Origin of the sequence: Kangiella sp., from assembly GCF_048265365.1 — a bacterium.
GTDB lineage: Bacteria > Pseudomonadota > Gammaproteobacteria > Enterobacterales > Kangiellaceae > Kangiella.
This window is the reverse complement of record NZ_JBLXBT010000001.1, coordinates 1,833,928-1,860,236: the sequence shown is the minus strand read 5'-3', so window position 1 is coordinate 1,860,236 and position 26,309 is coordinate 1,833,928. Positions and strand designations below refer to the sequence as shown.

At 42.7% G+C, this 26,309-nt stretch carries 25 protein-coding genes; 18 read left to right on the top strand and 7 right to left on the bottom strand.

What is annotated here, in order from left to right; translation table 11 throughout:
* Positions 1–121: 121 nt before the first annotated feature.
* From yegQ to ACN0VI_RS08595, 7 genes are all read right to left on the bottom strand, one after another.
* Complete coding sequence (yegQ, locus tag ACN0VI_RS08625) at positions 122–1,438, bottom strand: tRNA 5-hydroxyuridine modification protein YegQ (RefSeq protein ID WP_417446458.1); 1,317 nt, start codon at positions 1,436–1,438, stop codon at positions 122–124.
* A gap of 21 nt (positions 1,439–1,459) precedes the next feature.
* Positions 1,460–2,284: a phenylalanine 4-monooxygenase gene (gene phhA / locus ACN0VI_RS08620; RefSeq protein ID WP_417446457.1), complete on the bottom strand. Its 825-nt coding sequence runs from the start codon at positions 2,282–2,284 to the stop codon at positions 1,460–1,462.
* Between the two features lies 1 nt (position 2,285).
* Positions 2,286–2,825 (bottom strand): VOC family protein, encoded by a 540-nt coding sequence (locus ACN0VI_RS08615; protein WP_417446456.1) that lies wholly within the window; start codon positions 2,823–2,825, stop codon positions 2,286–2,288.
* A 15-nt stretch (positions 2,826–2,840) separates the two neighbouring features.
* On the bottom strand, positions 2,841–3,911 hold the full coding sequence (gene hppD / locus ACN0VI_RS08610; RefSeq protein WP_331891619.1) for a 4-hydroxyphenylpyruvate dioxygenase: 1,071 nt from the start codon (positions 3,909–3,911) through the stop codon (positions 2,841–2,843).
* A 127-nt stretch (positions 3,912–4,038) separates the two neighbouring features.
* Entirely contained in the window at positions 4,039–4,947 is a 909-nt protein-coding gene (locus ACN0VI_RS08605; protein ID WP_417446455.1) for a cation transporter, read from the bottom strand.
* Positions 4,948–4,950: 3 nt separating this feature from the next.
* Positions 4,951–5,406 carry an MgtC/SapB family protein gene (locus tag ACN0VI_RS08600; RefSeq protein ID WP_417446454.1) on the bottom strand — a complete coding sequence of 152 codons (456 nt, stop codon included), beginning with the start codon at positions 5,404–5,406 and terminating at the stop codon, positions 4,951–4,953.
* 51 nt (positions 5,407–5,457) lie between these two features.
* Positions 5,458–6,372 (bottom strand): pirin family protein, encoded by a 915-nt coding sequence (locus ACN0VI_RS08595; RefSeq protein ID WP_417446453.1) that lies wholly within the window; start codon positions 6,370–6,372, stop codon positions 5,458–5,460.
* A gap of 155 nt (positions 6,373–6,527) precedes the next feature.
* Between ACN0VI_RS08595 and ACN0VI_RS08590 the strand changes: the two genes are divergently transcribed.
* From ACN0VI_RS08590 to ACN0VI_RS08505, 18 genes are all read left to right on the top strand, one after another.
* A complete protein-coding gene (locus ACN0VI_RS08590) occupies positions 6,528–7,286 on the top strand; it encodes an SDR family NAD(P)-dependent oxidoreductase (protein ID WP_417446452.1) in 759 nt (252 codons plus the stop codon).
* Positions 7,287–7,464: 178 nt separating this feature from the next.
* Positions 7,465–8,457, top strand: a complete 993-nt coding sequence (locus ACN0VI_RS08585) for a kelch repeat-containing protein (RefSeq protein ID WP_417446451.1) — start codon at positions 7,465–7,467, stop codon at positions 8,455–8,457.
* A gap of 13 nt (positions 8,458–8,470) precedes the next feature.
* Complete coding sequence (locus ACN0VI_RS08580; protein ID WP_417446450.1) at positions 8,471–8,851, top strand: VOC family protein; 381 nt, start codon at positions 8,471–8,473, stop codon at positions 8,849–8,851.
* 51 nt (positions 8,852–8,902) lie between these two features.
* The gene (locus ACN0VI_RS08575; protein ID WP_417446449.1) at positions 8,903–10,228 is read left to right on the top strand and encodes an APC family permease; all 1,326 of its coding nucleotides are present in this window, start codon (positions 8,903–8,905) and stop codon (positions 10,226–10,228) included.
* 67 nt (positions 10,229–10,295) lie between these two features.
* Positions 10,296–11,105 carry a PhzF family phenazine biosynthesis protein gene (locus ACN0VI_RS08570; RefSeq protein WP_417446448.1) on the top strand — a complete coding sequence of 270 codons (810 nt, stop codon included), beginning with the start codon at positions 10,296–10,298 and terminating at the stop codon, positions 11,103–11,105.
* Positions 11,098–12,423, top strand: coding sequence for an ergothioneine biosynthesis protein EgtB (gene egtB / locus ACN0VI_RS08565; RefSeq protein ID WP_417446447.1), 1,326 nt, complete (start codon positions 11,098–11,100; stop codon positions 12,421–12,423). The genes ACN0VI_RS08570 and egtB overlap by 8 nt, the downstream gene beginning before the upstream one ends.
* A gap of 27 nt (positions 12,424–12,450) precedes the next feature.
* Positions 12,451–13,386: an L-histidine N(alpha)-methyltransferase gene (egtD, locus tag ACN0VI_RS08560; protein WP_417446446.1), complete on the top strand. Its 936-nt coding sequence runs from the start codon at positions 12,451–12,453 to the stop codon at positions 13,384–13,386.
* A 56-nt stretch (positions 13,387–13,442) separates the two neighbouring features.
* A complete protein-coding gene (locus tag ACN0VI_RS08555; protein ID WP_331890903.1) occupies positions 13,443–13,877 on the top strand; it encodes a YqaA family protein in 435 nt (144 codons plus the stop codon).
* Between the two features lie 77 nt (positions 13,878–13,954).
* Positions 13,955–15,349, top strand: a complete 1,395-nt coding sequence (locus ACN0VI_RS08550; protein WP_417446445.1) for an amidohydrolase family protein — start codon at positions 13,955–13,957, stop codon at positions 15,347–15,349.
* A 330-nt stretch (positions 15,350–15,679) separates the two neighbouring features.
* Entirely contained in the window at positions 15,680–18,871 is a 3,192-nt protein-coding gene (locus ACN0VI_RS08545) for a ligand-binding sensor domain-containing protein (protein WP_417446444.1), read from the top strand.
* Positions 18,872–18,897: 26 nt separating this feature from the next.
* On the top strand, positions 18,898–19,569 hold the full coding sequence (locus ACN0VI_RS08540) for a response regulator (RefSeq protein ID WP_417446443.1): 672 nt from the start codon (positions 18,898–18,900) through the stop codon (positions 19,567–19,569).
* 97 nt (positions 19,570–19,666) lie between these two features.
* Positions 19,667–20,968 carry a sensor histidine kinase gene (locus ACN0VI_RS08535; protein ID WP_417446442.1) on the top strand — a complete coding sequence of 434 codons (1,302 nt, stop codon included), beginning with the start codon at positions 19,667–19,669 and terminating at the stop codon, positions 20,966–20,968.
* Positions 20,969–21,142: 174 nt separating this feature from the next.
* Positions 21,143–22,522 (top strand): hypothetical protein, encoded by a 1,380-nt coding sequence (locus ACN0VI_RS08530; protein ID WP_331890894.1) that lies wholly within the window; start codon positions 21,143–21,145, stop codon positions 22,520–22,522.
* Between the two features lie 60 nt (positions 22,523–22,582).
* The gene (locus ACN0VI_RS08525) at positions 22,583–23,170 is read left to right on the top strand and encodes a hypothetical protein (RefSeq protein ID WP_417446441.1); all 588 of its coding nucleotides are present in this window, start codon (positions 22,583–22,585) and stop codon (positions 23,168–23,170) included.
* Positions 23,171–23,683: 513 nt separating this feature from the next.
* Positions 23,684–24,322, top strand: coding sequence for a HupE/UreJ family protein (locus tag ACN0VI_RS08520; protein WP_417446586.1), 639 nt, complete (start codon positions 23,684–23,686; stop codon positions 24,320–24,322).
* A gap of 18 nt (positions 24,323–24,340) precedes the next feature.
* A complete protein-coding gene (locus ACN0VI_RS08515) occupies positions 24,341–24,880 on the top strand; it encodes a hypothetical protein (RefSeq protein ID WP_417446440.1) in 540 nt (179 codons plus the stop codon).
* Positions 24,881–24,893: 13 nt separating this feature from the next.
* Positions 24,894–25,235 carry a DUF6488 family protein gene (locus ACN0VI_RS08510; RefSeq protein ID WP_331890886.1) on the top strand — a complete coding sequence of 114 codons (342 nt, stop codon included), beginning with the start codon at positions 24,894–24,896 and terminating at the stop codon, positions 25,233–25,235.
* A 1-nt stretch (position 25,236) separates the two neighbouring features.
* A complete protein-coding gene (locus ACN0VI_RS08505; protein ID WP_417446439.1) occupies positions 25,237–26,301 on the top strand; it encodes a DUF2231 domain-containing protein in 1,065 nt (354 codons plus the stop codon).
* Positions 26,302–26,309 lie beyond the last annotated feature (8 nt).

Sequence of the window (26,309 nt, the reverse complement as noted above, 5' to 3'; positions counted from 1 at the left end):
GCATTTTATTTGGCACTTCATACAATACCTCATTAAATGAGCTGGACTTTGATATATATCAATAAAATGCATTTTCTATGCATCTTTAAGTGTAGGCCTATATCCAAATGTCCTTATTGATTTACAAATTCTTCATTAACAATGACATAGAGTCAATATTATCGACTTTGACACTCTCAGGTAGGCGTAAAACCACTCTATGTCCAGAGCCTGGTGCCACATTAATAGACTGTCCCTTGATGTTTTCCATATTATTGAGTTGGAAATACTGATTACCTTTAGGAGTCATAACTTCAATGGTATCGCCAACCTCAAAACGGTTTTTGACTTCTACAGTTATCGAGTCATCAGACTTTTCACTGATTTCACCCACGAAGAGTTGTCGGTCACGAAGGGAGTTTCCGGTTTCGTAATTCTGATATTCATCATGCACATGTCGACGATAAAAACCTTCGGTGTAACCGCGGTGGGCGAGTTTTTCCAGCTCATCCATTAGTTGCATATTGAATGGTTTTCCTGCAACAGCATCATCAATTGCCTGACGATAAACCTGCGCTGTTCTGGCAACATAATAGTGCGACTTTGTACGTCCTTCTATTTTTAGAGAGTCAATACCCATACGGGTAAATTGGTCTACATGCTGCACTGCACGTAGATCTTTAGAGTTCATGATGTAGGTTCCATGCTCATCTTCAAACATTGGCATGTATTCACCAGGGCGCTCTTTTTCCTGTAACAAAAATACAGATTGAGGATCAACAGTTTGTACCGCTGGTTCTGGTTGGCTAACGGCAATAATATCGCCCGAGTCGGTTTCAGTTGCTTCGTGCAAATCGTATTTCCAGCGACAAGCATTAGTGCAAGTGCCTTGATTGGGATCGCGATGGTTAAAATATCCCGAAAGCAGACAGCGACCTGAATAGGCCATGCAAAGTGCACCATGGACAAATACTTCCAGCTCCATCTCAGGACAGTGAGTTTTGATTTCCTCGATCTCTTTAATCGACAGTTCACGCGATAAAATAACGCGTTTAATGCCTTGCTGATACCAGAACTTGACGGTGGCATAGTTTGTGGCGTTTGCCTGAACGGATAAATGCACTTCCTGTTCGGGATAAGCTTCGCGTACCATCATAATCAGCCCCGGATCGGACATGATTAACGCATCTGGTTTTAAGGCAATGACTTCCTGAATGTCATTCATGAAGGTTTTGATTTTGCTGTTGTGCGGCGCGATGTTGCTGGCAATATAAAACTTCTTGCCCTGTGCATGCGCTTCTTCAATACCAATCGCAATATTGTCCAGTCCAAAATCATTATTGCGAACGCGCAAGCTATAGCGTGGCTGTCCTGCATAAACTGCATCTGCGCCATAGGCAAATGCATAGCGCATGTTTCTTAATGTCCCGGCAGGAGACAGTAGTTCAGGTATTTTCATAGTATGTTAGCTATAGATTGGTTAGCAGTCGTGTTCGTTTCTAGGAAATTCAGCCTTTGCTGTAATCTCTTTTGGTGGAAAGTTTGCTTCAAAATCTCCTAGCTCAATTGCGTCATGAATATGCTCGATAATATTGCTATCCATAATGTTGTAGATATCTTCAAACTGCTTGATGATGAAATAGGTGGTTTGCAAAATATCAATCCGATAGGGTGTTCTGAGCGCTGTCATCACATCAAAAGGTTTGCGCACGGGTTTATCACTTTCCAGGCTGTAAACCGTTTCCTCAGTGGAAGATAAAATACCTGCACCATAGATTTTCAAATCATCTTTGGCCTGCTGAATTAATCCGAACTCAACAGTAAACCAGAACACGCGAGCTAAGTAGACGCGCTCCTGTTTGGATGCCGCTAAACCAAGTTTGCCATAGTTTTCGACAAATTTAGCAAACACAGGATTGGTCAGGAGAGGGCAGTGACCATAGATTTCATGGAAAATATCCGGCTCCTGCAAGTAATCAATTTCTTCACGAGTTCGAATAAAGGTTGCCGCGGGAAACTGTTTATTAGCCAGTAACTCAAAGAACTTACCAAAGGGTATCAAAGCTGGTACTGCAGCCACTTCCCAGCCGGTCTCCTTACGCAAAACGCGGTTAATGTCAGGTAACTGTGGAATACTGTTACTCGACATTTGAAGTCGCTCAAGGCCGTCCATATAAGCATCGCAGGCTCGGCCTTTGATCAGTTCCAGCTGACGCTTATAGAGGATTTCCCAAGTACCATTTTCTTCTTCTGTGTAAGCGACAAAGCCTTTTGCATCAGGTGTTTTTGCTTGATAGGCGGTCATGCTATACCTCTACAAACTCTTCGCTATGCAACCATTCTGCATGCTTAGGCGCTTTTTTGGTGCGACTCCATTCGTCCAGCATGTCCCATTTGACCTCATCCAGTTTTTTCATCATCTCGTCTGTTGCAGTAACGCAGGTCAATTCCAAGCGGTGACCATTGGGATCAAAGAAATAAATAGACTTGATGATCTCATGGTTGGTTGGGCCGAGAACATCAACACCATGCGCTTCAATTTCCTTCTTTGCTTCCATCAAAGCGTCTTCGTCCTTAACGCGCAGTGCGATATGCTGCACCCACTCGGGGGTATTCGGGTCTTTGCCCATATCAGGCGAATTCGGTAGTTCAAAGAAAGCCAGAATATTGCCGTTACCTGCATCCATGAACAGATGCATGTAGGGATCCGGTTCTTTGGTAGATGGAACCCGGTCTTCAGCAATGGCTAAAATGAAATCCATGTTCAGCACTTTGGTGTAAAAATCGACCGTTTCTTTAGCATCTTTGCAGCGATAGGCTACATGATGAATTTGTTCTATTTTCATTATCAGTTCCTCAGCTTACAGTACGCCGCGTTTCTGTTGGTCACGTTCAATTGATTCAAAAAGCGCCTTGAAATTACCTTCTCCAAAACCCAAATTATTGGCCCGCTGAATAATTTCGATAAAGATAGGCCCAAATAAATTCTTGGTAAAAATCTGCAATAGATAAGAGTTTTCATCACCATCGACTAAGACCTGATGATCCTGAATGCGTTGATGATCTTCACGAACATTGGGTACACGATCAAAAACGGTTTTGTAGTAGTCTTCGTGGATATCAAGTGTATCAATCACCGAATGATCAAGCTTATCTAATGAACCCAAAATATCATTGGTTTCAAAGGCTATGTGCTGCACACCAGGACCATTATATTCTCGCAGGTATTCGTCAATCTGATTGCGATCATCACCTTTTCCTTCATTGATGGGGATGCAGAAACTGCCGTCAGGTGAACGCAATGCATAGGAAATTAAAGCAGTTTCTTTGCCTTTGATATCGAAGTAACGAACTTCAGTAAAACCAAACACATTTTTATAAAAGTCTGCCCATTCTTGCATGGTCCCTTTATAAACATTGTTAGTCAGATGATCGATACGCAAGAAACCTTTGTTTTCAACAATAACAGGAGCATCTAAATCTTCGAAGTCCTGTTCATAGATAGAGCCAGGCTTGTTCTCTGATCCTGCAAAAGTATCAATAAAATAAATTAGACTATCGCCAATACCATAAATTGCAGGGTAGGGAAGGTCTGTATCCTCAGGTTTGGCAGCTGTAGCACCGCGGTCAACCGCAATCGATAGAGCTTGTTCAGCATCATCGACACGCCAGCCCATAGAGGTAATCGCCGGACCATGACTTTTCGCGAATTCTTTGGAGAAACCAGCTCTTTCTTTATTGATTAAAAAATGAATGTCATTCTGGTTATAGTAATAGATGTCTTTTCCCTTGAATTTCTTCAACTTAGAAAAGCCAAAAGCCGCGAAAACTTTTTCCATGTAATTACTGTCAGGACTTGCAAACTCGGTGAATTCAATACCTCGAAGTCCTAAATAATTCTGGTTGTCAGAATGCTCAGTCGTATCTGCCATAACAAAGGCTCCATTAATTCAGCTATTAGAATGTGAGCGTAAGATTAACGGCAAGCGAGCGAAAAGCTCTTGACCTGGATCAAGAGGTGATTAGAAAGAGGAGGAGGTAAGACCTGAAATGAATGAATCAGGCTTTAAGTTTCAAAATCCGGATAGCCCCGAACAATACAACCAAGCCGATGATCAAGCCAATAATAAGGTCAGGATATCGTGACCCAGTCCATGCCACCATCACGCCAGCTAGAATGACACCTGTATTGGCGATGACATCGTTTGCTGAGAATATCCAGCTTGCCTTCATATGGGCACCTTGTTCACGGTGCCCTGATATTAACCACAAGCATGCGACGTTAGCGACCAAGGCCAGCAGGCCAATCATCATCATTAAATCAGAGGTGGGGGCGCTGCCGAACCAGTATCGACGGAAGACTTCGAACAATGCGCCAAGTGCCAACAGTAATTGCAGCCAACCGGATAAATGGGCCACCTTCAATTTCTTCTTCACGGTATGTCCAACGGCGTAGAGTGCTAAGCCATATACCATCGCGTCAGCAAACATATCCAGGGAGTCAGCAATTAGCCCTGTGGATTGTGCAATCCAGCCAACAGCCATTTCAACGATAAACATCAGACCGTTAATCACCAGTAACCACTTCAAGATGCCAGCTTGCCTAATATCGCTCTCTTCATTGTGCTGGTTTATTGAGATTAACGTTTCAGAATCAATGGCTTTGGTATTAATCACATAGGCACCATAGTTGAGGCTTTCCATTTTGCGAGTAATAAGGTCAGGGTTATCTTGATGGTAAACTGATACTGTTCGATTCGGAATATCACACTGGATGGTTACTGTGGGTTTAACATCCTCAAGTACCATACGAATCATGCGTTCTTCGGAAGGACAGTCCATTTTTGGGACTTTGAAGCGAGTCAATAAGGGCGTAGTTGCGGCTTTAGTCTCTTGTTTAGAATGGCCCTCGAACTTCTCTGAAGGAGTATCTGAGCAGCCGCAACACTCATCATCACTTGTTGCCATGACTTAACTCTTTTCTTCCTTCTCAACATCACTGTCTCTAACTGCCTGTTTGGCGTTATATCCAAATTGCAATGTGAGGAATGTGATAATACTGACCAATAAAGCCACTTCATAGCGCTGGTATGCCACGGCGATCCCAATCGCTCCTGTCGCCCAGATACTCGCAGCAGTGGCAGTGCCACTGACTTTGTTATCATTTTTCAAAATAGCTCCACCGCCAATAAAACCAATACCGGTGATGATGCCTGCAACGACACGGGCTTCGGGCTCAGAGCCATCAAATATATCAATGCCAATCAAGACGAAGCCGCAGGCTGCGATACTGACTAATGGAAATGTGCGTAAACCAGCGCCGCGCGCTTTGGCTTCGCGATTAAAGGCGATAGGTAGCGCTAAAACATATGCAGCCGCTAAATTTATACTGTGCATTCCGACTAAAGCCCAATTGATTTCAATCATTTACTAGACCTTTTTAAAGTTGTGCTTGATCTAAAATAAGCTGTTAAACTCTTATTCCGGCAGCGGAATAAACTCCAACTCATCGCCCGGAACCTTTGGATACTTGCCATCTTTCCAATCTTGCTTGGCTTGTTCAATCCGCTCTTTGCGACTAGAAACGAAGTTCCACTCAATATAACGCTTGCCAAGATGTTCGCCGCCAATTAATACCACGCGGCTGGATTTTATAGCCTTAACTGTCATCTCGGGCTTACCACTCAGAATAGCCATTGAGTGTTCTTCTACGGTAGCACCGTCAATTTCAACTTCACCCTCAACGACATATAATCCACGCTCATCGGCTTGTGGAAGTTTCAGGCTTTGCTCGTGATCCATATTCGCTTCGAGGTAGATAGTTTTGGCAAACGTTTTAACAGGTGAGGTTTTGCCGTAAGCACTGCCCATCATGACTTTTACCGTCACACCATCAATTTCAAGTTCAGGAATATCAGCAGAAGGGTAGTGATAAAAAGCGGGATCGATTTCTTCATCTTTTTCCGGTAATGTTAACCATAATTGTAAGCCGTGTAATTGATGCATTGAGTCAGTGACATCACGACGCTCACGCTCCGAGTGAACAATCCCTTTGCCTGCAACCATTAAGTTAATATCACCCGGCTGGATGGTCTGTTCGCTACCCAAAGAGTCGCGATGCAAAATTTCTCCGGTAAATAAATAAGTTACGGTGGCTAAATTGATATGCGGATGAGGGCGGACATTAACGCCTTGCCCAGGTTGGAATACTGCGGGCCCCATGTGGTCAAAGAAGACCCAGGGACCAACCTGCTTCTGTTCTGCTGTGGGAATCGAGCGACGTACCATAAACTCTCCCAGATCCTTGTCACGCGGCTTAATAACGCGTTCAATGGCGGAGCAGGGCTTTTCCTGACATTCAATATCGAGTTGATTATCCACAAGATTACTCATCGCATATTCTCCTTAATTAGCTTAGTCACCAGAGCTTAATAGAGCTCATTGCTACTATAAACCAAAATCGTATCATCTTTTGATATATATCAAGAAACCGCGCACTGAATCAGTTATTCTGAACCTACCGCCAATATAACGTAAAAGGGATTAGCATGGCACAAGCAGAGAAAAAAATTGCACTCGTTACAGGAGGCAGCGCAGGAATCGGCAAAGCAATTGCCGAATCATTCGCAGCACGTGGTGATAGGGTTATCATCAGTGATGTCGATCAAGAGCGCGGTGAAAAATTCGCCGATAAAATCCGTCAAAACGGCGGCGACGCAGCCTTTGTCAAAACTGACGTATCTGATCTTGAGTCAGTTAAACATCTTTTCGAAACCATTAACGACCGATACGGACGACTGGACTACGCAGTCAACAATGCAGGTATAGAAGGCGAACAAAACGAAACTGCCGACTGCACCTTTGAAAACTTTGATCGCACTATCAAGGTTAATCTGTATGGTGTCTTTTATGGCATGAAACATGAGCTAGATATCATGCGCGAGCAGGGCAGTGGTGTGATTGTTAATATTTCATCGATTGCCGGCGAGGTGGGCTTCATGAATCTACCGGCCTACTGTGCTTCAAAAGGCGGTGTTATCCAGCTCACAAAAACCGCAGCGCTTGAATACGCCACCCGTAATATCCGCATCAACGCTATCTGCCCCGCGGTGATTCTCACAGAAATGGTGGAAAGGGTAACCAATCATGACCCGGATACACTGGCAGAGTTTGCAAAATTGCAACCTATGGAGCGGGTCGGAAAGCCAGAAGAAATCGCTGACAGCGTCATGTGGCTTTGCTCAGACAAATCCAGCTTCGTTACTGGACAGGCCATCAATATCGATGGTGGTTATCTCGCAAGATAGACTTTTACTGAATACCCCTTAACGTTAGTCACAATTGTGCCTGTTTGCTGAAAAGCTCACAGGCATTTTTTTATTGCAATTCATAGTAAGCACTCTAGTATTGGATCAATATAGAGTGCTCAATGGGGCAGACCCTTTGTCGTGACGCATCTTACGAAATTAGTTAGGAGTAACCTGCATGTTCTCACGCCGTACATTTTTAAAAGGTTCTTTGCTGTCTGCTTCGGCGATTGCTTTGCCGGGTATGGCGAGGTGGGAAACGAAATCCTCTTTGCCTTTTAATGTTCAGGAAATATATCCAGCGGTACATAAAGGTAAGATTTATGTAGCGGGAGGCTTGACGGTTAACAATAATAAACTTGAAGTTCTTTCAGACGTAGTTGTTTATGATCCAGTCACTGACTTGTGGGAGCAATCCATTGCTTTACCTGAACCAAGACACCATCCTTTTCTAATTTCTCATAACGACAAACTATTCGCTTTTAGTGGCTTTACCATTTCCGAGCGTGGTAGCTGGACGGGCAGTCGAGATGTCCTTGTTCTAGATGAAGACAACAATCGTTGGCGCAAATTCCCGAACCATATGAGCTATCCCTTGTGCGAAACCGTAGCGGCTTCGATCAATGGTCAAATTCATCTCGCCAGTGGCAGAAGACCCAAAAGTTCCAGTAACGGTAGCTGGAGTGATCACACTGATGCAAGCAGCCATAAAGTATTTGACCCTCAAACCATGACCTGGGATTGCGCACATCCTATTCCGACCGAACGCAACAGTGCTGCAGGCGGTTATTTGAATAACCTATGGCACGTCATTGGTGGTCGAACTGTTGAAGGTGGCAACCTTGATACCCACGAGGTTTATGATTATAAAGAAGACAAATGGCGCAGCCTTGTACCATTACCGCAAGCGCAGGGCGGATTAGCAGCCGCAGTGATGGGCGAGCATATCTACGTATTCGGTGGCGAGTATTTCACCAACGGTGGCGGAGTCTACAAAAAAGTCTGGCAGTACTCACCCAAAGAAGAAAAGTGGCAACAAATCGATGAAATGCCCGTACCTCGCCACGGCCTTGGCGCAGTCACCATAGACGATAGTATTTATGTTGTCGCAGGCGCTACTCAGGCCGGTGCAAAAGGTACCAGTAATAGACTGTCAGTATTCAAATTATGATTAAGGGCAATTCATGAATACAAATGTATCTTCAATCAAACAAATCGCTATTACAGTTAGCGATGTTGATAAATCTCTAGCTTTTTATCGTGATATTTTGGGCTTGGAATTTCTCTTCAGCGCAGGCCCCAATTTAGCATTTCTTAATGCTGATGGGGTTCGAATCATGCTGAGCACACCACAAGGGGCGGGTGCTGTTGGTGCCAACTCAATTCTTTATTTCAACGCCAAAGATATTGAGAAAGCTTACAAAGAGTTTGTGGAGAAGGGTGCAAAAGTGGAACGTGAGCCACAGCTCGCAGCTAACATGCCCGACCATGATTTGTGGACAGGGTTTCTTCGTGACCCAGACGATAATCTTGTTGGTTTAATGGAAGAAAAACCTAAGGCTTGATAATTAATGCCATTCACGTAGGCTTTAACTCAAGCTGCTGAAGGAGACTGCATGAGTGATTCAAAAAAGTCGCTAAGCCTATTAGGTGCTGTTTCAATGGGTACCGGCGTCATGATTGGCGCCGGTATCTTCGCGTTAACTGGGCAAATAGCGGAGCTAGCTAACGCTTTATTTCCTCTGGCATTTCTTGCCGGCATGATCGTTACCGGTATTTGCGCTTACTCCTATATTAAACTTTCTCAAAATTATCCCTCATCCGGTGGCATTGCCATGTTCTTGCAGAAGGCTTATGGCAAGGGCGCGACGACAGCGATATTCGCCTTGCTGATGTTCTTTTCCATGATCATCAACCAGAGCCTGGTTGCCCGAACCTTTGGTACCTACACTCTGCAATTGTTTGAGATAGAGCAGTTCGGCCAATGGGGGATCCCAATACTGGGTGCACTATTATTGGCGTTTGCATTTTCCGTTAATATTATTGGCAATAAGTATATTGAAGGTCTATCTGTTGTGATGGCCTTCATTAAAGCGATTGGTTTATTCCTTTTGGCGCTTGGTGGTCTATGGGCTGCTGGATTTGATTTTAATAGTTTATTTGTAACGGAAAACCGTTCTAAACTGACAGAAGATCTCGCTATCAATCCTGTCTGGGGCTTTATTTCTGCGGTTGCTTTAAGCGTATTGGCGTACAAAGGATTCACAACCATTACCAATAGCGGCGATGAAATAAACGATCCTAAGCGTAACATCCCTAGAGCCATCGCGATTGCGATTGGTATCTGCACACTGGTTTATTTATTAGTCGCCGTTTCGGTCAGCAGTAATCTTACTGTGCCCGAAATAGTAGGGGCCCGTGACTATTCGTTAGCTGAAGCCGCCAAACCTGCATTTGGGCAGTGGGGCCTGACCATAACAGTTTTGTTCGCGATAGTGGCGACGGTATCCGGTGTCATTGCCAGTATCTTTGCGGTCTCTCGAATGCTAACCATGCTCACCAATATGGAACTGGTACCTCACAGTCACTTAGGTATGCCAGGTAGTATTCAAAAGCACAATGTGGTTTACACCGTAGTCATTGCGATGCTTTTGACTTTGTTCTTTGATCTGAGTCGCATTGCTTCGATGGGCGTGATTTTTTATATCATCATGGATATCGCAATTCATTGGGGTGTTTTAACCAAACTTAAACATGATCTTGATGCCAACCCATATATAGTCATATTCGCGATCACGCTTGACGTTATTATTTTGAGTGCTTTTTTGTGGATTAAGTGGCAAATGGATCCATTTGTGATTTGGGCCAGTTTGATTGGCCTCAGTTTAATTATTATTGGTGAGATATTTTTTCTACGAGTTCATAGAAATAAAAATCAATAAAATCATAGGCTTGAATAATATCTATAATCCAGTAGGCTAAGAGTTGTATTTATAGCTGAGGGTGTTTATGCAGGTGTTAGAGGGAAAAAAGGTTTTTCATGTAACGGTGTTCAGTGGTGACTTTCATGGCAAACTGTTTGCAGGTACTGAGGCGATAGTTTTTGTTGAAGACGAAGCGTTGTCGAGCGAAGAGATGCAATCCATCGCCAAGCGCAAAGACATTCCGGCTACCTGTTTTGTCTGGCCATCCGATGACAGTTCCAAGTTTCATATCCGTTTTTATAATCCCCAAACCGAAATTCAGCTGTGTGGCCATGGTTTGTTGGCAGCCGCACAAGTTGTTAATGACAAGGTCAATGGTAAGGAACCCATTGAATTCATCACCCAATCTTCACATGTTAAAACTAAAATAGATGATGAGAAGCAACTTTGGATTGGCTTTGATACGATTGACTCTGAACCAGTCGATATTCCGGTTTGGGCAGAAGAGTGCTGTAACATTAAGCCTGTTAGGGCATCTAAAGTAGGGTCCAGCAACGGCTACTGGATCTTTGAATGGCCAAAAGACTTCGATTTAACGCAGCTTGCAATCGACTTCGACAAGTTGACGTTTGCATCGGAACGCGCCTTAATCGCGACTACTCAATCGCAAGCTAATGGTTTCGAGTATGACCTGCGCTATTTCGCACCACAGCATGGGGTCAATGAAGACAAAGCCACAGGTTCCGCTAACCGAGTGTTAGCTAGTTATTGGAAAAGTAAGTTGAATCAAAGTAAATTTAAAGCTAGGCAGTTATCAGCAGAGGGTGCTGTGATTGAAGTGGAATGCGAGAACGGCATAGTATGGATTTCAGGAAAGGTCACTATTAATGCTTGAACAAGTCAATGAAGAGTCGTCAACAGAGTTTGTTGAACAAGTTCTTGCTGACTTTACTTCCATTCGGTTTTTTACCGAGCAATTGTGCGAACCATTACAATCTGAGGATTACAATCTGCAAACCATTGCCGAAACCAGTCCTGCAAAATGGCACCTCGCCCATACCAGCTGGTTTTTCGAAACATTCATACTCAAGAAATTCAAAGCTGACTTTAAGCCCTTTGACCCTCAGTACGAATACCTTTTCAATTCTTACTACAATGCTATCGGTGAGCAATTTCCACGCCCACAACGCGGTTTATTGTCGCGTCCCTCCGTAAAGGAAGTCTATGAATATCGCCAATGTGTCACTGAGCAGACCAAGGAGCTTGTTAGCTCTTTAGCACGCCATCACGATAGTCGATTAGGTGATGCGTTGAGTCTAATCAGGTTAGGCATTAATCACGAACAGCAACACCAGGAACTATTGTTAACTGACCTGAAATACAATCTGTTTCAAAGTCCACTCTTACCTGCGTATCGCAGTACCAACCCACTAGTCGATCAGAATGAAGAAGTATTGCCGATTGAGTGGATTCGCTTTGATGCGCAGCTCGTAATGATCGGAACGGACATTCCCGATGTTCCTGTTACTCAAAATGACTTTGCTTATGACAATGAAACCCCCAGCCACAAATTCTATCGCCATGAATTTTCAGTTGCTAATCGTCTAACAACCAATGGTGAATATCTTGAATTTATAGAAGAGGGTGGCTATCAGAATCCTCAATATTGGTTGAGCGATGGTTGGGATACTGTGAGAGAACATCAATGGCAGGCGCCGCTCTATTGGTTTAAAAAGAATGGCGATTGGTTTGTGTATACTTTAAACGGAGTAAAACCACTCAATCTTCATGAACCTGTGTCCCATGTTAGCTATTATGAAGCAGATGCTTTTGCACGTTGGAATGATGCACGTTTGCTGACTGAGCAAGAGTGGGAATCGATAGCAGAAGAACCTCAAGTGAAAGCGAGTTCACATAACTTTGTCGACAATAATGTGATGCATCCTGTAGTTGCAACGGGTAACAATGGTTTGCAGCAGCTCTATGGTGAGGTCTGGGAGTGGACCTCGAGTGCTTATTCGGCTTATCCAGGTTTTAAGGCAGCTGCAGGTGCAGTCGGTGAGTACAATGGTAAGTTTATGTGCAACCAATATGTACTACGAGGCGGCTCATGCGTTACCAGTCGCAACCATATTCGCAAAACCTACCGCAATTTCTTCTATCCCGAGGCACGCTGGCAGTTTAGCGGTATTCGGCTGGCTCGAGACATCTAGATAATTATTTTAAATTAGGGCAAAACAATGAACATAAAAGAACCGTCCATAAATAAAGAACAACAAGACATTCTCGATGGTCTGGTTGCTGAGAAAAAGTTCATTAATCCAAAGTATTTTTATAACCATCGTGGCTCAAAACTTTTTGAAAAAATAACTCAGCTTGATGAGTATTATCCTACGCGAACCGAACTAGGCATTCTAAAGAATAAGTCAAAAGAGATTGCGGAGTTTATTAGTTCTGACTCAATTATCATCGAACCCGGTGCAGGAAATTGCACTAAGATCGAGTATTTGCTGACGGATATTCATCCTAATGTATATGTACCGCAAGATGTATCCGAAGAGTTCCTGCAAAAGTCAGCTGAGCGTCTATCAGAGCGTTACCCATGGCTTGAGGTTCATCCAATCGCCAGTGACTTTTCCGATCCCATAGAGTTGCCTGAAATTTACCAGCACTTTGCCAAACATGTGTTTTATCCCGGCTCAACCATTGGAAATTTTGAACCAGAAGACGCCATAAACTTTTTAAAAAAGATGCATCAGCTGGTCGGTAACCATGGTGGTATATTGATCGGCGTCGATTTGCACAAAGATTACGAAACACTTCACGCCGCCTATAATGATGAAAAAGGCATTACCGCCGAGTTCAACCTCAACACTCTAAACCACATAAACCAGATTCTTGAGGCTGATATCGACATCAATCAGTTTGAACATCACGCCCTTTACAACTCTAAACAGCAACGTATTGAGATGTATTTACGCAGTAAATCCAAGCAGCGGTATGAAATTCTCGGTAACACCATCAGCTTTGAAATGGGCGAGCTGATACACACTGAACATTCGTATAAATACACGCTAGACGGTATCGCAGAACTTGCTCAAAAATCTGGCTTCATGCTGCAAAAAAGCTGGCTCGATGAAGCAGAATTGTTTAGTGTTAGCTACTTAATGGCATAAATAGGTTAGAGTTCTCGCTAAAGAACCTTATCGTTTCAAGGCTCTTGTTGATCACTATGGAATTTTTCGCTGAACTTGGCTATATAGGCCTCTTTATTGCCGCATTTCTTGCTGCCACCATTTTACCGCTCAGTTCTGAACTAGTCCTAACCGCATTACTGCTTAATGATTTATCCCCTGAGCTTTTGGTTATTGTCGCCACTGTCGGCAATGTACTTGGTTCATTAACCAATTATGGTTTGGGTTACTGGGCCAGTAAAACGGTAATTCAGAAATGGTTACGTATGACGGAAAGTGAGTTCGTATTAGCCGAAGAACGGTTTAAGAAATATGGCGTCATCGCGCTTCTTTTTGCATGGGTTCCGATCATCGGCGACCCACTTACCGTTATGGCCGGTATATTACGAATCAGACTACTATGGTTCATAATACTTGTTACTTTAGGAAAGTTCCTGCGTTATTACATTCTTGCCACTTTGATTATTCAGTGAGCAAATAAGTGTCTCTTCTTGCTTCATGGATTTAATAAAGCTATGGTGATTTTTCTGATGACTGTTTGGGGGTAATAATGATTCGTTCTCTATTTCTTTCGGTGTTGCTGTTTCTTGGTACTGTTTTTTCATTCAGTGCGAGCGCTGAAAAATATGCCTTGCAAGGCGGACGCTTAATCGACGGTTATGGCGGACCGCCATTAGCCAATAGTGTCATTCTGGTTGAAGACGGAATTATCAAAGCCGTAGGTCAAGTAGGGCAGCTTGAGGTTCCTGAAGGTTATGAGTTGGTTTCAACTGAAGGAATGGATGTGTTACCGGGACTATGGGAGAGCCATGCACACCTGATGTTAAATGGACATGCAGATTATAGTCACTGGCAACCGACCTATCGTGAGCGTCAAGTTGATGAGATTATGCCAGCCAGTGCGGTACAGTTGCTACTAGCTGGGGTAACCAGCGCAAGGGACTTGGGTGCAAATCTTGAGGATTCAATTGAAATTAAACAACAGATTGAGCAGGGTGATATAGCTGGTCCCAATTTATTCGTGTCAGGCCCTTTTCTACAGTACGAACCTTACCCTGGTTCTGAGCATTACCGTTGGGGGGTCAAAACGGTACGAGAAGCCAAACAAAAGGTCAAGCAACTGGCTAAAGCTGGCGTTGATATGATCAAGCTGGTCGATCAGGATCAGATGGATCTGGAAGTTGCTCAAGCCATCGTCGATACCGCACATGAGAATAACTTAAAAGTCATAGGTCACTCCCATCGGCCCGATGAAATTCGGGTTGGACTCAAGATTGGAGTTGATAACTTTGAGCATACCGGTCTCACTACAGCGCCAGAATACCCAGAAGACGTCATGAAACTGTTAAAAGAACGTACTGCCACCGGACGAGTAGCAGGAGGCCCGCTGTTCTGGACGCCGACGGTTGAGGGACTGTACCAATATCCGAAGTTTATTCAGAACCCTGAGCGACTCGATAATGTCTGTTGGCATCGTGGTTTAAAGGCAGACACCATCAAAGATATTAAAGCCTCGTTAACCGATCCTGGCAAGCTGGATTACATGCAGTTAACGCCGCTACGGCAACCAACCCTAGAGAAAAAAATTGAGCAACTCATAGAAGCTGGCGTCGTTTTTCTGGTCGGTACTGATAGTGGCATCCCAACAAAGTTCCATTGTCAAAGTACCTGGAATGAAATGGCGGTAATGGTAAATGATATGAATATGCCAGCCATGAACGTCATTCGCTCTGCAACTTACTGGCCAGCAGTGATAATGGGTGTTCAAGATCGATTGGGAAGCATTACTCCAGGTAAACAGGCTGACATTATCGCAGTAGAAGGGGATGTGCTGCGCTATATCAACTTACTATCCAGAGTCGATCTGGTCATGAAGAAGGGTGTTATTTATCGTCAAGATGGACAGGTAATGGAGGACAAACTAGCTCCAAAACAACGACAGTAATATTGATTAGAAGAACTCCTATTCATTTTTATGAGTAGGATTTTTTTTGTTTACAGGGCGGTCATCTTAGCCATTGAGTAGACTGAAAGTCTGCCTGCACCAAATGCTGGTGGTACTGATACTTACTAGAAGCATTGGTGCAAATTCATAATCATCATTACTAACGAAAAGTCCATATTCCCGCACCAACGGCAATAGCCTCGACAAAAAGTGCAACTCATATTGGCAACACAATAGATACATTTAAGCTATATCATCTAACATCGATTTCCGCTATATTCGGCTATAGTTACTGCTTAAAACTATAACAATCCATTAAATCATAATGAAATGCCTTATAAACAAAGTCTAATAATAGTTCTGTGCTATTTTGCTCTATCGATTAATAGCTTTGCTAGTTCAAAATTTGAACAAGAGCTATTTTCGTCAACCCTATTCACTTCTGAAGCAAACCGAAAGTTACCCAATAAACAAGTTCTAAGGCTCGAACAAGATGAGCGCGGCTTTATATGGGTTGGTACAGGAAAGGGGGTATATCGTTTTGATGGATATACCTATGAGAAATTACAGGCAGCTACCCCTTCAATTGACTTATCTAATGTGTATGTACGTTCTTTGCTAGCAGTCGGAGACTATCTTTGGATAGGCACTATGTCGCAAGGTGCATTCCGTGTTGATTTAAGAACTTTAGACACCATCCACTTTACTCATGACACTGAAAATGCTGATTCGTTGGGTGGAAATCAGGTCAACAGCATCAAAACTGATTACAAAGGGAATGTTTGGCTAGCCCATAGCTTTGGGTTAGATAAGTTTAATGAGCAGGAAAAGTCATTCAGTCATTACTTTTCAGGGGATGAGCATGGTGAAAGGTACTATAATTATCTGATTGATATGGAGTTTGATCAGGTGGGTAACTTATGGTTATCGACAGCAAAAGGCATTGCGAATTTCAAAACTGAAGAAAATTCATTCTTTCTTTTCAATAAAGCAAACTATTCAGAGATAGATACAAACCTATTGGATGGCGTTCTCGTTAGGCGATTTTATTTAGCCAGTGATGGGCGGCTGTGGCTAGCAACCCAAAAGCTTGGCACTTATATTTTTGAACCAGATAGTATGAAAGTCACCAAGCTACTCTATCCAGAAAACCAATCACAGTCCGTGAATACTGCAATAACTGAAGTAGCATATTCTGAGAATGGCGAGAGAAGAATTTGGATATCTGGCACAACAGGTATTGAAATCTGGGATGCTAAAACCGGGGAGTTCATAAAATATATAAGAGGAAACCCACAAGATGAGTTCGGGTTAGCCGGTGATACGGTTCATGCGTTACTTCGAACCCATTCAGGTTTGATATGGTTGGGAGTCAACGATATCGGCCTACAATTCTATAATCCTGACACGACTCAGTTCTTATATTTCAATCGGTACTCAGAAAAACTATCAGAATTGTTCTCTGGTTTCATCAACAAAGTGATTAGCTTAGACTCAAAAAACATTTTAGTATTAACAGAGAAAGATGTTTACTATGTCAATCTTTACACTGGTACCGTAAAAAGCTTCCTCAACGATAGTGAGATTCCAAGAAAACTTTCAAGCGCACTAATAGATGACACAAACTATTGGTTCGGCGATGGAGATGGGTACCTGTATCAAGTTGACTCACGAAATGGAGCGGTTATTCCATACCGTTTGCCATTAACCCAAAATAAAGGCGTTTATGTTCGCCATCTTGAGCAAGGGAAACAAAGTGAGCTTTGGATTGGTACGGATCGTGGTCTGGTTAAATTAAACCGTGAGACAAAGACCCTTAGTACACTAATCAATGAAGATGGTTCTAGATTCATTAGCTTTGTAAAGAACTTGTTTGTTGACTCAAGCAATAGAGTTTGGATAGCGACAACAAGTGGTATAGGGGTAGTTGAGTCGAATTCAAATGTAGTAAAAGTCTATACCACTGATAAAAATACCGATAACACTTTGCGTCATAATGCTATCTATCAGATCCTTGAAAACCACAATGGTGACATCCTTGTGTTTAATCGGGCTGGCATTGATCGATTAGTAGAGGATAGCTCCGAATTTAAAAGATTTTCACCTTTTGCCATAGAATCTGCGGATCAAATGGATTCTGAAGATAGATTATTACAGCTCAAAAATGGTAACTATTGGTTGGGTCATAGTTTCTTATTGGATTTGCAGGGCAATACAATTGATAGCTTTTCGGCTAAAGACGGAGCATTACATGTAGGACGTGGCAATCAATTGTTTGATTTTGATGATAACTATTTAATGAGGGTCACACCAAGTCGAATTATTATAATCAATAAACAGGGGAGAGTGAATGAACGGCATGCTCCTAACATTGTCGTCACTAACTTATCCATTAACAATAAAACAGCTCCGTATAGCTATGCTAATCCTAAAATTAAGTTGTTGCCTGACCAAGATAGCTTTACCGTCAGCTTTGCCTCATTAGATCTTTCTGAGCCTGAACATATTCAATATCGATATAAGCTTGATGGCTATGACTCTGAGTGGATCACTACTTCATCAGATATCAGGCAAGCAAAATATACCTCTATATATCCCGGATACTATACATTATTGATACAGGGGACCAATCGTCAGGGGACCTGGTCTCCTCATACATTAAGTATCGATGTATCAATTGAGCCCAAATATTTTCAAACACTATGGTTCAGACTATTGATTGGGCTATTAGCCACCATCCTATTAATTGTATTCTTCCGATGGAGACTTGCCGTTGCTAATAAGAAACAGCAACAAGTCTTTGAGCGAGAGCAGGCGATTCAGAAAGCAGAAATGATAAGTGAGCTCATGGAGCAAAAGAACAGGTTGTTTGCGGAGGTTACTCACGATTTGAGAACGCCTTTGGCTTCAATCAAAGTTCAGTTAGAAGCTATGCAAGATGGTGTGCTAGATACCAATGAAAAAACCTATGATTCCATACAGAATCGTATCTCAAACTTGAATCATTTAGTCGGGGATCTGTATCAGCTATCTACTTTGGAAACGGGTTCCTTTGCTTTAAAAAAACGCCCACTTGAATTGAGTTCTTGGCTAGATGAATTGGCAAACTCCTTCAAGCCAATGCTTATGACAAAAAACTTAAAACTAGATTTCAAAAATAATATTAGTCGTGAGCAGTATATTAATATTGATAAAGAGCGCTTATCACAAGTAATTAGTAATTTATTAAATAATAGTTATCGATACACTCATCCAGACGGACAAGTCATTGTGACACTTACTGTTATAGAAAAAGTACTACAGATTCAGGTTGAGGATAGTGCACCTTCAGTTTCAAACTTAGATATAGATAAAATCTTTAATCGTCAATATCGTGCCAAAAGTGAACAAGAAGGGGGAGCTTCAGGTTCTGGTCTAGGACTTTGGATTTGTCAGTCGATAGTATCCGCTCATGGTGGATCGATTTCGGCCAGTCAATCAACTATTGGCGGCTTATTGATTACTATTCAACTTCCAATATAGCTTAATAATAATTTTGGGATTAAAGAATGCCTCATACAATATTCATAGTCGAAGATGAGAGAGAGATTTCAACAGTCGTTGATATGTATTTACAAGCTGAAGGATTTCAGACCAAGTGTTTTTACGACGGCCTTAATGTTGTAGATTCTGTCAAAAATGAATCACCTAGCGTTGTGTTGTTAGATCTCATGCTACCAGAAATTGATGGTCTAACTATCTGTAAAGAGATTCGAAAGTTTTCAGATACCCATATCATAATGACCACGGCAAAGGTCGAAGAAATTGACCGGTTGTTAGGTTTGGATATTGGGGCTGACGATTATGTCTGCAAACCCTATAGTGCTAAAGAATTGGTTTCTAGAGTCAAGGCAGTTGTGCGTCGACTGGATAATAGAGTGACATCTAAACAAAATCAGCTTGTGGTTGACCCCGGTAGCCAAACGATAAAGTTTGGTGACAATATGGTTAGCTTAACCACTGTAGAGTTTAACCTGTTCAATCTTCTCTACAGTCATCCCAACTGTATTTATTCCCGTCAACATATCCTTGATCGGCTGTATTCTGATTATCGAGTGATATCCGACAGGACAGTCGATAGCCATATCAGGAATTTACGGAAAAAGCTTTCTGAACTGGAAACACCGGTTGAGCTCGTACGTTCAATTTATGGCGCTGGCTATAAATATGAGACTTTTTAATAGAGACCAATAAACATTGGGTCTCTGCATATTTTCTCCATATTCTTGTGTTTCACTAAGTAGAATCTACTACCTCAGATGACATGAGAATATAGGAATGCTTAACAAAAATGCATTTTTGCGTTTTATTACAGCAGACATTGAGTATAGAGACGATATCGCATTATTGCGAAAGCTGGTGATTATTAATGCCTTAATCCTGGCCATTATTCTACTCTTCACTGTGTTTGCTCTATTTAACCAGATTCGAGGCGAATCCTTGGTTGCTTCACTTGATTGGGCTGGTTTGCTGGTGTGTGGTTATGCGTATTTTCAATTATACGCACGCAAGCGCCTAGACTTTGCGATACATACGGTTAGTGTCGCGCTTATGGTTTTTCTTTTAGCGTTGGCTTTTTTTGGCCAAAATCGTGATTACAGCCTGATCTGGACCTTCTTTCTCCCCATCTTTGTCTTTATGCTAAACGGCCGAAAAACCGGTGGCTGGATGGTATTCGTCTTTTATGGAGTTTTGATTCCCATGGCCTTCATTTACATAGGTGAATGGCAGAACGGCAACTGGACTTTTAGCAGCTTTATGCGCTTTTCAATAGCCTCACTGGTAATGGTCTACACCTGTTATTACAGTGAACTGGCGATGGAGAAATCTTATACCTCTTATAAACAAGCACAACTGGAAGAACAGCGCTTATTGGCCGAGCGCAATGCCTTGATGATGGAAACACTGGAAAAGCAAGATAAGTTATTAACCGATGTATCTCATGAGATTCGGACGCCATTGTCGATTATGCGTATGAACGTGGAAGCCCTCCAGGACGGAATAGTCAATAGACCAGAAGAGGCATATAAAAAGTTACAAGATAAAATAACCGAGCTGGATAGGTTGATTCAAGATTTAACACGAGCATCTAATTTTAGTCGCCAATATCACGATACTAATTGCCAGATTATGGATGTGAAGTGGTTATTGAGTCAGGTTGTTCAGAAATATCAACCTAGCTTTGCGCAGGCGAATTTAGAACTTACTCTCTCCACAAATGATGACCTGTTCTTTGCCTGTATTGATTCTCATAGTATGACAATCGTTTTTGATAAGCTTTTGGATAATAGCTTGCGTTACACCGATTCGCCCGGACAAGTTATTGTCTCGGTCAATAAAGATGATAAGAATGTCATTCTTACGCTGGATGACTCAGCACCGGCGGTACCTAAACGCGATCACGACAAACTATGTGACCGTTTGTTCCGGGTAGAGTCTTCCCGCAATCGTCAAACCGGCGGGGCAGGGCTTGGCCTGTCTGTTGCTAAAGTCATCGTCGAGGCTCATAAGGGAAAGATTTCAATAGATGATTCATCCCTTGGGGGGTTGAAAGTAAGGGTTAAGTTGCCACTCGCATAACCTTTGAGAGAATGCGACTCGAGTTTTTTGGGCGCTACAATTTAATAATATTTTAATCTGCATATTTCCTGCAAAATTCACGATTAAAGTATAAATAGTCAATTTAAAACACGGCTTTCGTACTCTGATGCACTGTTCACTGAGACAAAGACGTAACCAAACCCAGGGGGAATTATGTTAAAAAAATTAGGAATAAGTTTTGCAACAGGCGCTTTAATTTTTACCTTGTTGCTGCCGAAATACGCAGAAGCCAGTAAGGCAACTGATTTGGGTATGAAGCTGGCAGAAAAAGTAGCTGGATTAATTATCGGCGAAGCCTTTACGTCTCTTTTTGGGGATGATTCAACTCCGCCGGCGGTAACGAAAGCAGAGGTGCAAAGTATCGTGGACGCCGGGTTTAGTCAGGCTGCGCTCGATGCACTTCAGGTGAGTGTAGGCAAAATAAATAAGGGGCTTGATATCTTCAATCATTTATCACCTTGGTCTGATAATACAGTAGCCATCGGATTAATCCTTGAGGGAACGGGCGATGCTTGGAGCCAAGCCACACAAAATATCAATCACGACAACTTTGTTCCGGTGGTAAGAGCCTATATGACGGCCGTAACCGTGCGATTGGTTTTTTTATCCGAGCGTCGTCGCTTTAAAAAGGAGACACGAGAGGAAGCCATTGATTCAGTGGGTATTGGTACCGATATGACGGCTCAACAGATTGCCGATAAAAAGGAAGAATTGACCAGAAAAATGGTCGCTGAAATGAACGAAGAGAGTCGTATTATAGCGTCAACAGCTCTCGACGCTTTGACTGATATGTCGAATTTTTTCTATGAGGACTTTTACGAAAATGGTCCTGCCAAGCAGGGCTGCATCTACAAATATCCAGAGACGCCATGGGTAACAAATGGGGTTTTAGGCTCGAATACCGACACTGAAGATAAAAATCGCGCCACAGTTAACTGTCGTCACTACGACTGGATTTTACCGCAAGGCGTGTCGTACAAGACGTACAAGGGTATGATTGACGGTAAGCTGGGTGGTAGCGACTATACTGCTATGAATATTTTTGCTACCACGCCCTGGCAGTCCACCGATGTGATGCCTGTGCACAGAAACGATTATTGGGCATTCTCATTCAAAAAGTGGCAAAACAACCCGGGTCCACATATCTACGACTATCACATGATGGTAGTAAAAGGCGAAGACCTGGCACGTTATGTTCGAAACTTAAACTCTATTACCAAGTACCCGAACTGGTTTGGGGATATTGAAGGGCTCGCGTTGCGCTGGATTGACATCATCGCAGCCAATGGTGACACCAATCAATTTGCATCGGCGTTAATGAAAGCGACCAAACTCGGTGTTGAACACAGTACGCTGGTGAATCGATACAAGGATAAGCATGGCGAAATGGTTTATCATTTTGAGAAATGGTACACCGGTAAGTTGTCCGAATGGGGCTTATCGCGTCAGTATGCACCGACTCGAATTGAGTTTAACCCTAAAGAGTATTACCCTACTGATGCTCCTGCCTGGTTAAAGGAAGCAATGAACTAATAACTTATGGAATGGCCATCGGCATGTCGTTGTGCCGATGGCTTCTTAGGAGAGGTTACTATGAAAAAGTTTGTTTATTGTAGCGCTTTATTTGCCCTGTTAAACGGGTGTGCATCGATGGAATCGCCTAAGCCTACACAAACTGATTTAGCCAATCATCACATTCTGACCACGACTTCGGGTCAAGGTCAAATTTACGTGATGTCTCGCAATAATGATCATTATCTTTGTTCTCTACCGCAGCCCGATTCGGCTTTTGATCAAAAGGATGGAGGCAATGTCGATCTTTCGCTCATCAGTACCAGTAGCGACAGAAGCGCAACCACTAATGAAGACACTGAAGAAGTAGAGCTTGCTGGCAGAACACCTGCGGTTTTAATGACACGGGAATTATTTTTTCGCGCCTGTGAATTTTCGTCCAATTACCAGTTAACTAAAGATGAAGCTAAATCGCTTTATCTGAAAACTCTGGATGGTGTTTTAAGCAACTGGGCTATAGAAGCTGGACATACGACCGTAACTATCGGTGATAAAGTTGATAATCAAACGACTATATCAAATAGTGATACACAACAAACCACATCGGATAATACAGAGTCGACATCTTCTACGGCAACGGGAACAGCAACGGATCCGGGGAGTTATTAGTCTTTAACTTAAGTAAGTCTAATCCCATGTGGAATCCATAGATACTCATAGTTTTGTGCTTAAAAGCACCTAACAATGATGAAAAGCAAATGAAGAAAGTTGAACCACAGTTCATAAGAGAGTTCCTTGTGTGCTAACACTTTAAAAAGCCCCTGATTGGGGCTTTTTTATTTTCTGGGCCCGCTTTTAAAGTTATAGGTACTCGTCAATATCGAACTTTCGACTTTTATCATCATTTATAATCAGTGAATTATCGGCTTTTCTAAGTATGGTGAAGCTATCCAAATATCATCAAAAGGGCATACTGCACTTAACTAAAGGCGCAATGAATGCTATGTTTGCTGATTGATTAAGGACAGCCAATTTAGATATCAGCCTAATTAGGGACAGATATAATCATGGGAGCGCCGACTACGGGGCGCTTCAGCGAAAATTCTCTACAATAGGTACCAATGAGTGAATAACAAAGCAGTAGCTGTCAGTTTAAAAATCATAGTAGCAATCCTCGCCTTAATGTCAGCAGGAGCCTTTGCTCACGGTGTTGATGATAGTACTCGTAACTTCCTTGAAAATAATACCGGCGTACAGTTTCTACCATTCATGTATATCGGGGCCAAACACATGGTAACGGGCTACGACCATTTATTGTTTTTGGCTGGAGTCATCTTCTTCCTGTATCGCAGCAAAGACATTCTATTATATGTGACCATGTTTACTATTGGGCACAGCGTGACACTGCTGTACGGAGTACTTAATGAAATTAACGTTAATGCCTATCTCATTGATGCCATTATTGGCCTGTCCGTTGCCTATAAAGGCTTTGACAACCTAGGTGGTTTTAAAAAGCTGTTTGGTAAGCAACCGAATACACAGTTAGCAGTCCTCATATTTGGACTCTTCCATGGCTTTGGTTTGGCCACAAAGCTACAGGAATTTGAGTTGCCAGAAGACGGATTATTGAGCAACCTCATAGGATTTAATATTGGTGTGGAGATTGGACAGTTCGCAGCATTAGGTATTATTTTACTGCTCATCAATGCTTGGAGAAAGCTGCCATCCTACGATCGGTTTGCGGTAACAGCCAACACACTCTTAATCAGTTCAGGCTTTATGCTTATTGGCTTCCAGCTGACTGGCTACTTCTTAAATTAATACGACAAGAGATTGAATATGCAACATACTGTTAGCAATAAAAGTTTACTCAAAGCTACTTTAATAGCTTTAATCATTGCCGCTATAGCTTTGGTCACTGTCATTCTCCCATCAGAGTACAACATTGATCCGACCGGAGTAGGGAAGGCGCTTGGATTAACAGCGCTGGCAATTAATGATGACACCAGCAAAGACATAGACCTAACGCCAGCTGACGATAACTCGCAAACGGAATCGATGAATAAGGTCATAGAGGTTACTGTGCCAGCCGGACGTGGAATTGAATATAAGTTTGCTATGGAACAATTCTCTAAAATGGAATATGAGTGGATCACTGATGGTCAGCCACTCTATTTTGACTTGCACGGAGAACCAGAAGGGGACACCACAGGATATTTTGAAAGTTATGCCATAGCGACTCTCGATGAGATGAAAGGTTCTTTCACGACCCCTTTTGCCGGTTCGCATGGCTGGTACTGGAAGAACAACACCAGCGAAGATGTATCGATACAGTTGATCGTCGAAGGTGAATTCGAAGTAATTGGTTTAAAACAGTAAATTGGAGAAGAATATGAAAAGAATAGTAACTATTTTAGCATTGGTAATGGCGTTTGCATCTGGCAGTGTTTTTGGGCACGGTTCGCACGGTAAAATTAGTGGCCAGGACGCAAAGAGTATTGCCTACAAGTCAGTTAAGCAAATGACCTTTAAAGACTTAGGTCTTGAGCCTGGTAAATTGGATGAAAGCTGGAAGTCAATCACTGAGGCTGACATTTCAGTAGTTGAAGTTGGCACAGGATTCTTTGTTGTAAGTGCTACCAACACAAAACAAGATGGCGTTATTTATTTTAAAATTGCGGCAAATGGTCAGGTGCTAGCTGCTAACGAAACAAACAATTTTTCAGAGGAATAACATGATTGAAATCATTCCTAATTGGCATCCGATTTTTGTTCACTTCACCGTGGCATTGCTCGTTATAGGCGGTGTTTTTCAACTGATGCTGTGGATTTTCCCTAACAAGGCAAATACTACAGCCCTCAGCGTTCAGAATTGGCTGGTTATTCTCAGCTCTGTAGCGGTACTTGCAACAGTTGGCACCGGTCTACAGGCTTATTACAGTGTCGCTCATGATACGCCATCTCATTTGGCTATGACCGACCACCGTAATTGGGCGCTGACTACGAGTGCTATTTTTCTGATTGGAGCGGCTTTATTTTTTCTATTCCCAAGAAAGCGCCAGTATCTTGCCGGTATCTTTTTTGTTGCGGCCTTGATCTTAGTATCGATAACAGCCTATAAAGGTGGCGATCTTGTATACCGCCATGGGTTAGGGGTTATGTCGCTTCCAGAGGTGACTGGAGAAGGGCACGATCACGATCACGGTGATGGCAATGGGCATGATAATGCTGAACAGAACACCCCAAATGCAAATGATAGCCATGCTCACGATGATGGCCATGCACATCAGAATGATAGCCAGGATCATCATAGCAACACAGATGATCGAGCATACATCCAACAAATAATTGCTGATGTTAAATACGGTTGGGAAAATGGCGACGGCGCTCCATTCCGCAAGCACTTCCTGGATTTTGAAGGAGCTCGCTATGTTGAGTCAGGCGGTCAAAATGAAGGACTTGATGATCTTGTCACACACCACGTGGAGCCTGAAAAAGACGCCTTGGAATATCTCTCGTTGGAATTCTCCAATATCGAAATCCATTTTGAGAATAACTTTGCCTGGGCTGTAGCTGATACACGAGTTAAAGGTAAGGTCAACAAAACGGGATATGAGTTTGATAAATCTGGCTACCAGACATTCTTGTTTCGTAAAGTAAACGACCAATGGAAAGTGGTTCATTCTCACTCTTCATCACGTGATTATCGTGGAGATAAGGTAAAAGCTGAGCCGAAAGAAGACACCAGCGAAGAAACTCAAGGCTCAGACCATTCGCATGAAGAGGGTCATGAGCATTAAATAAGGCT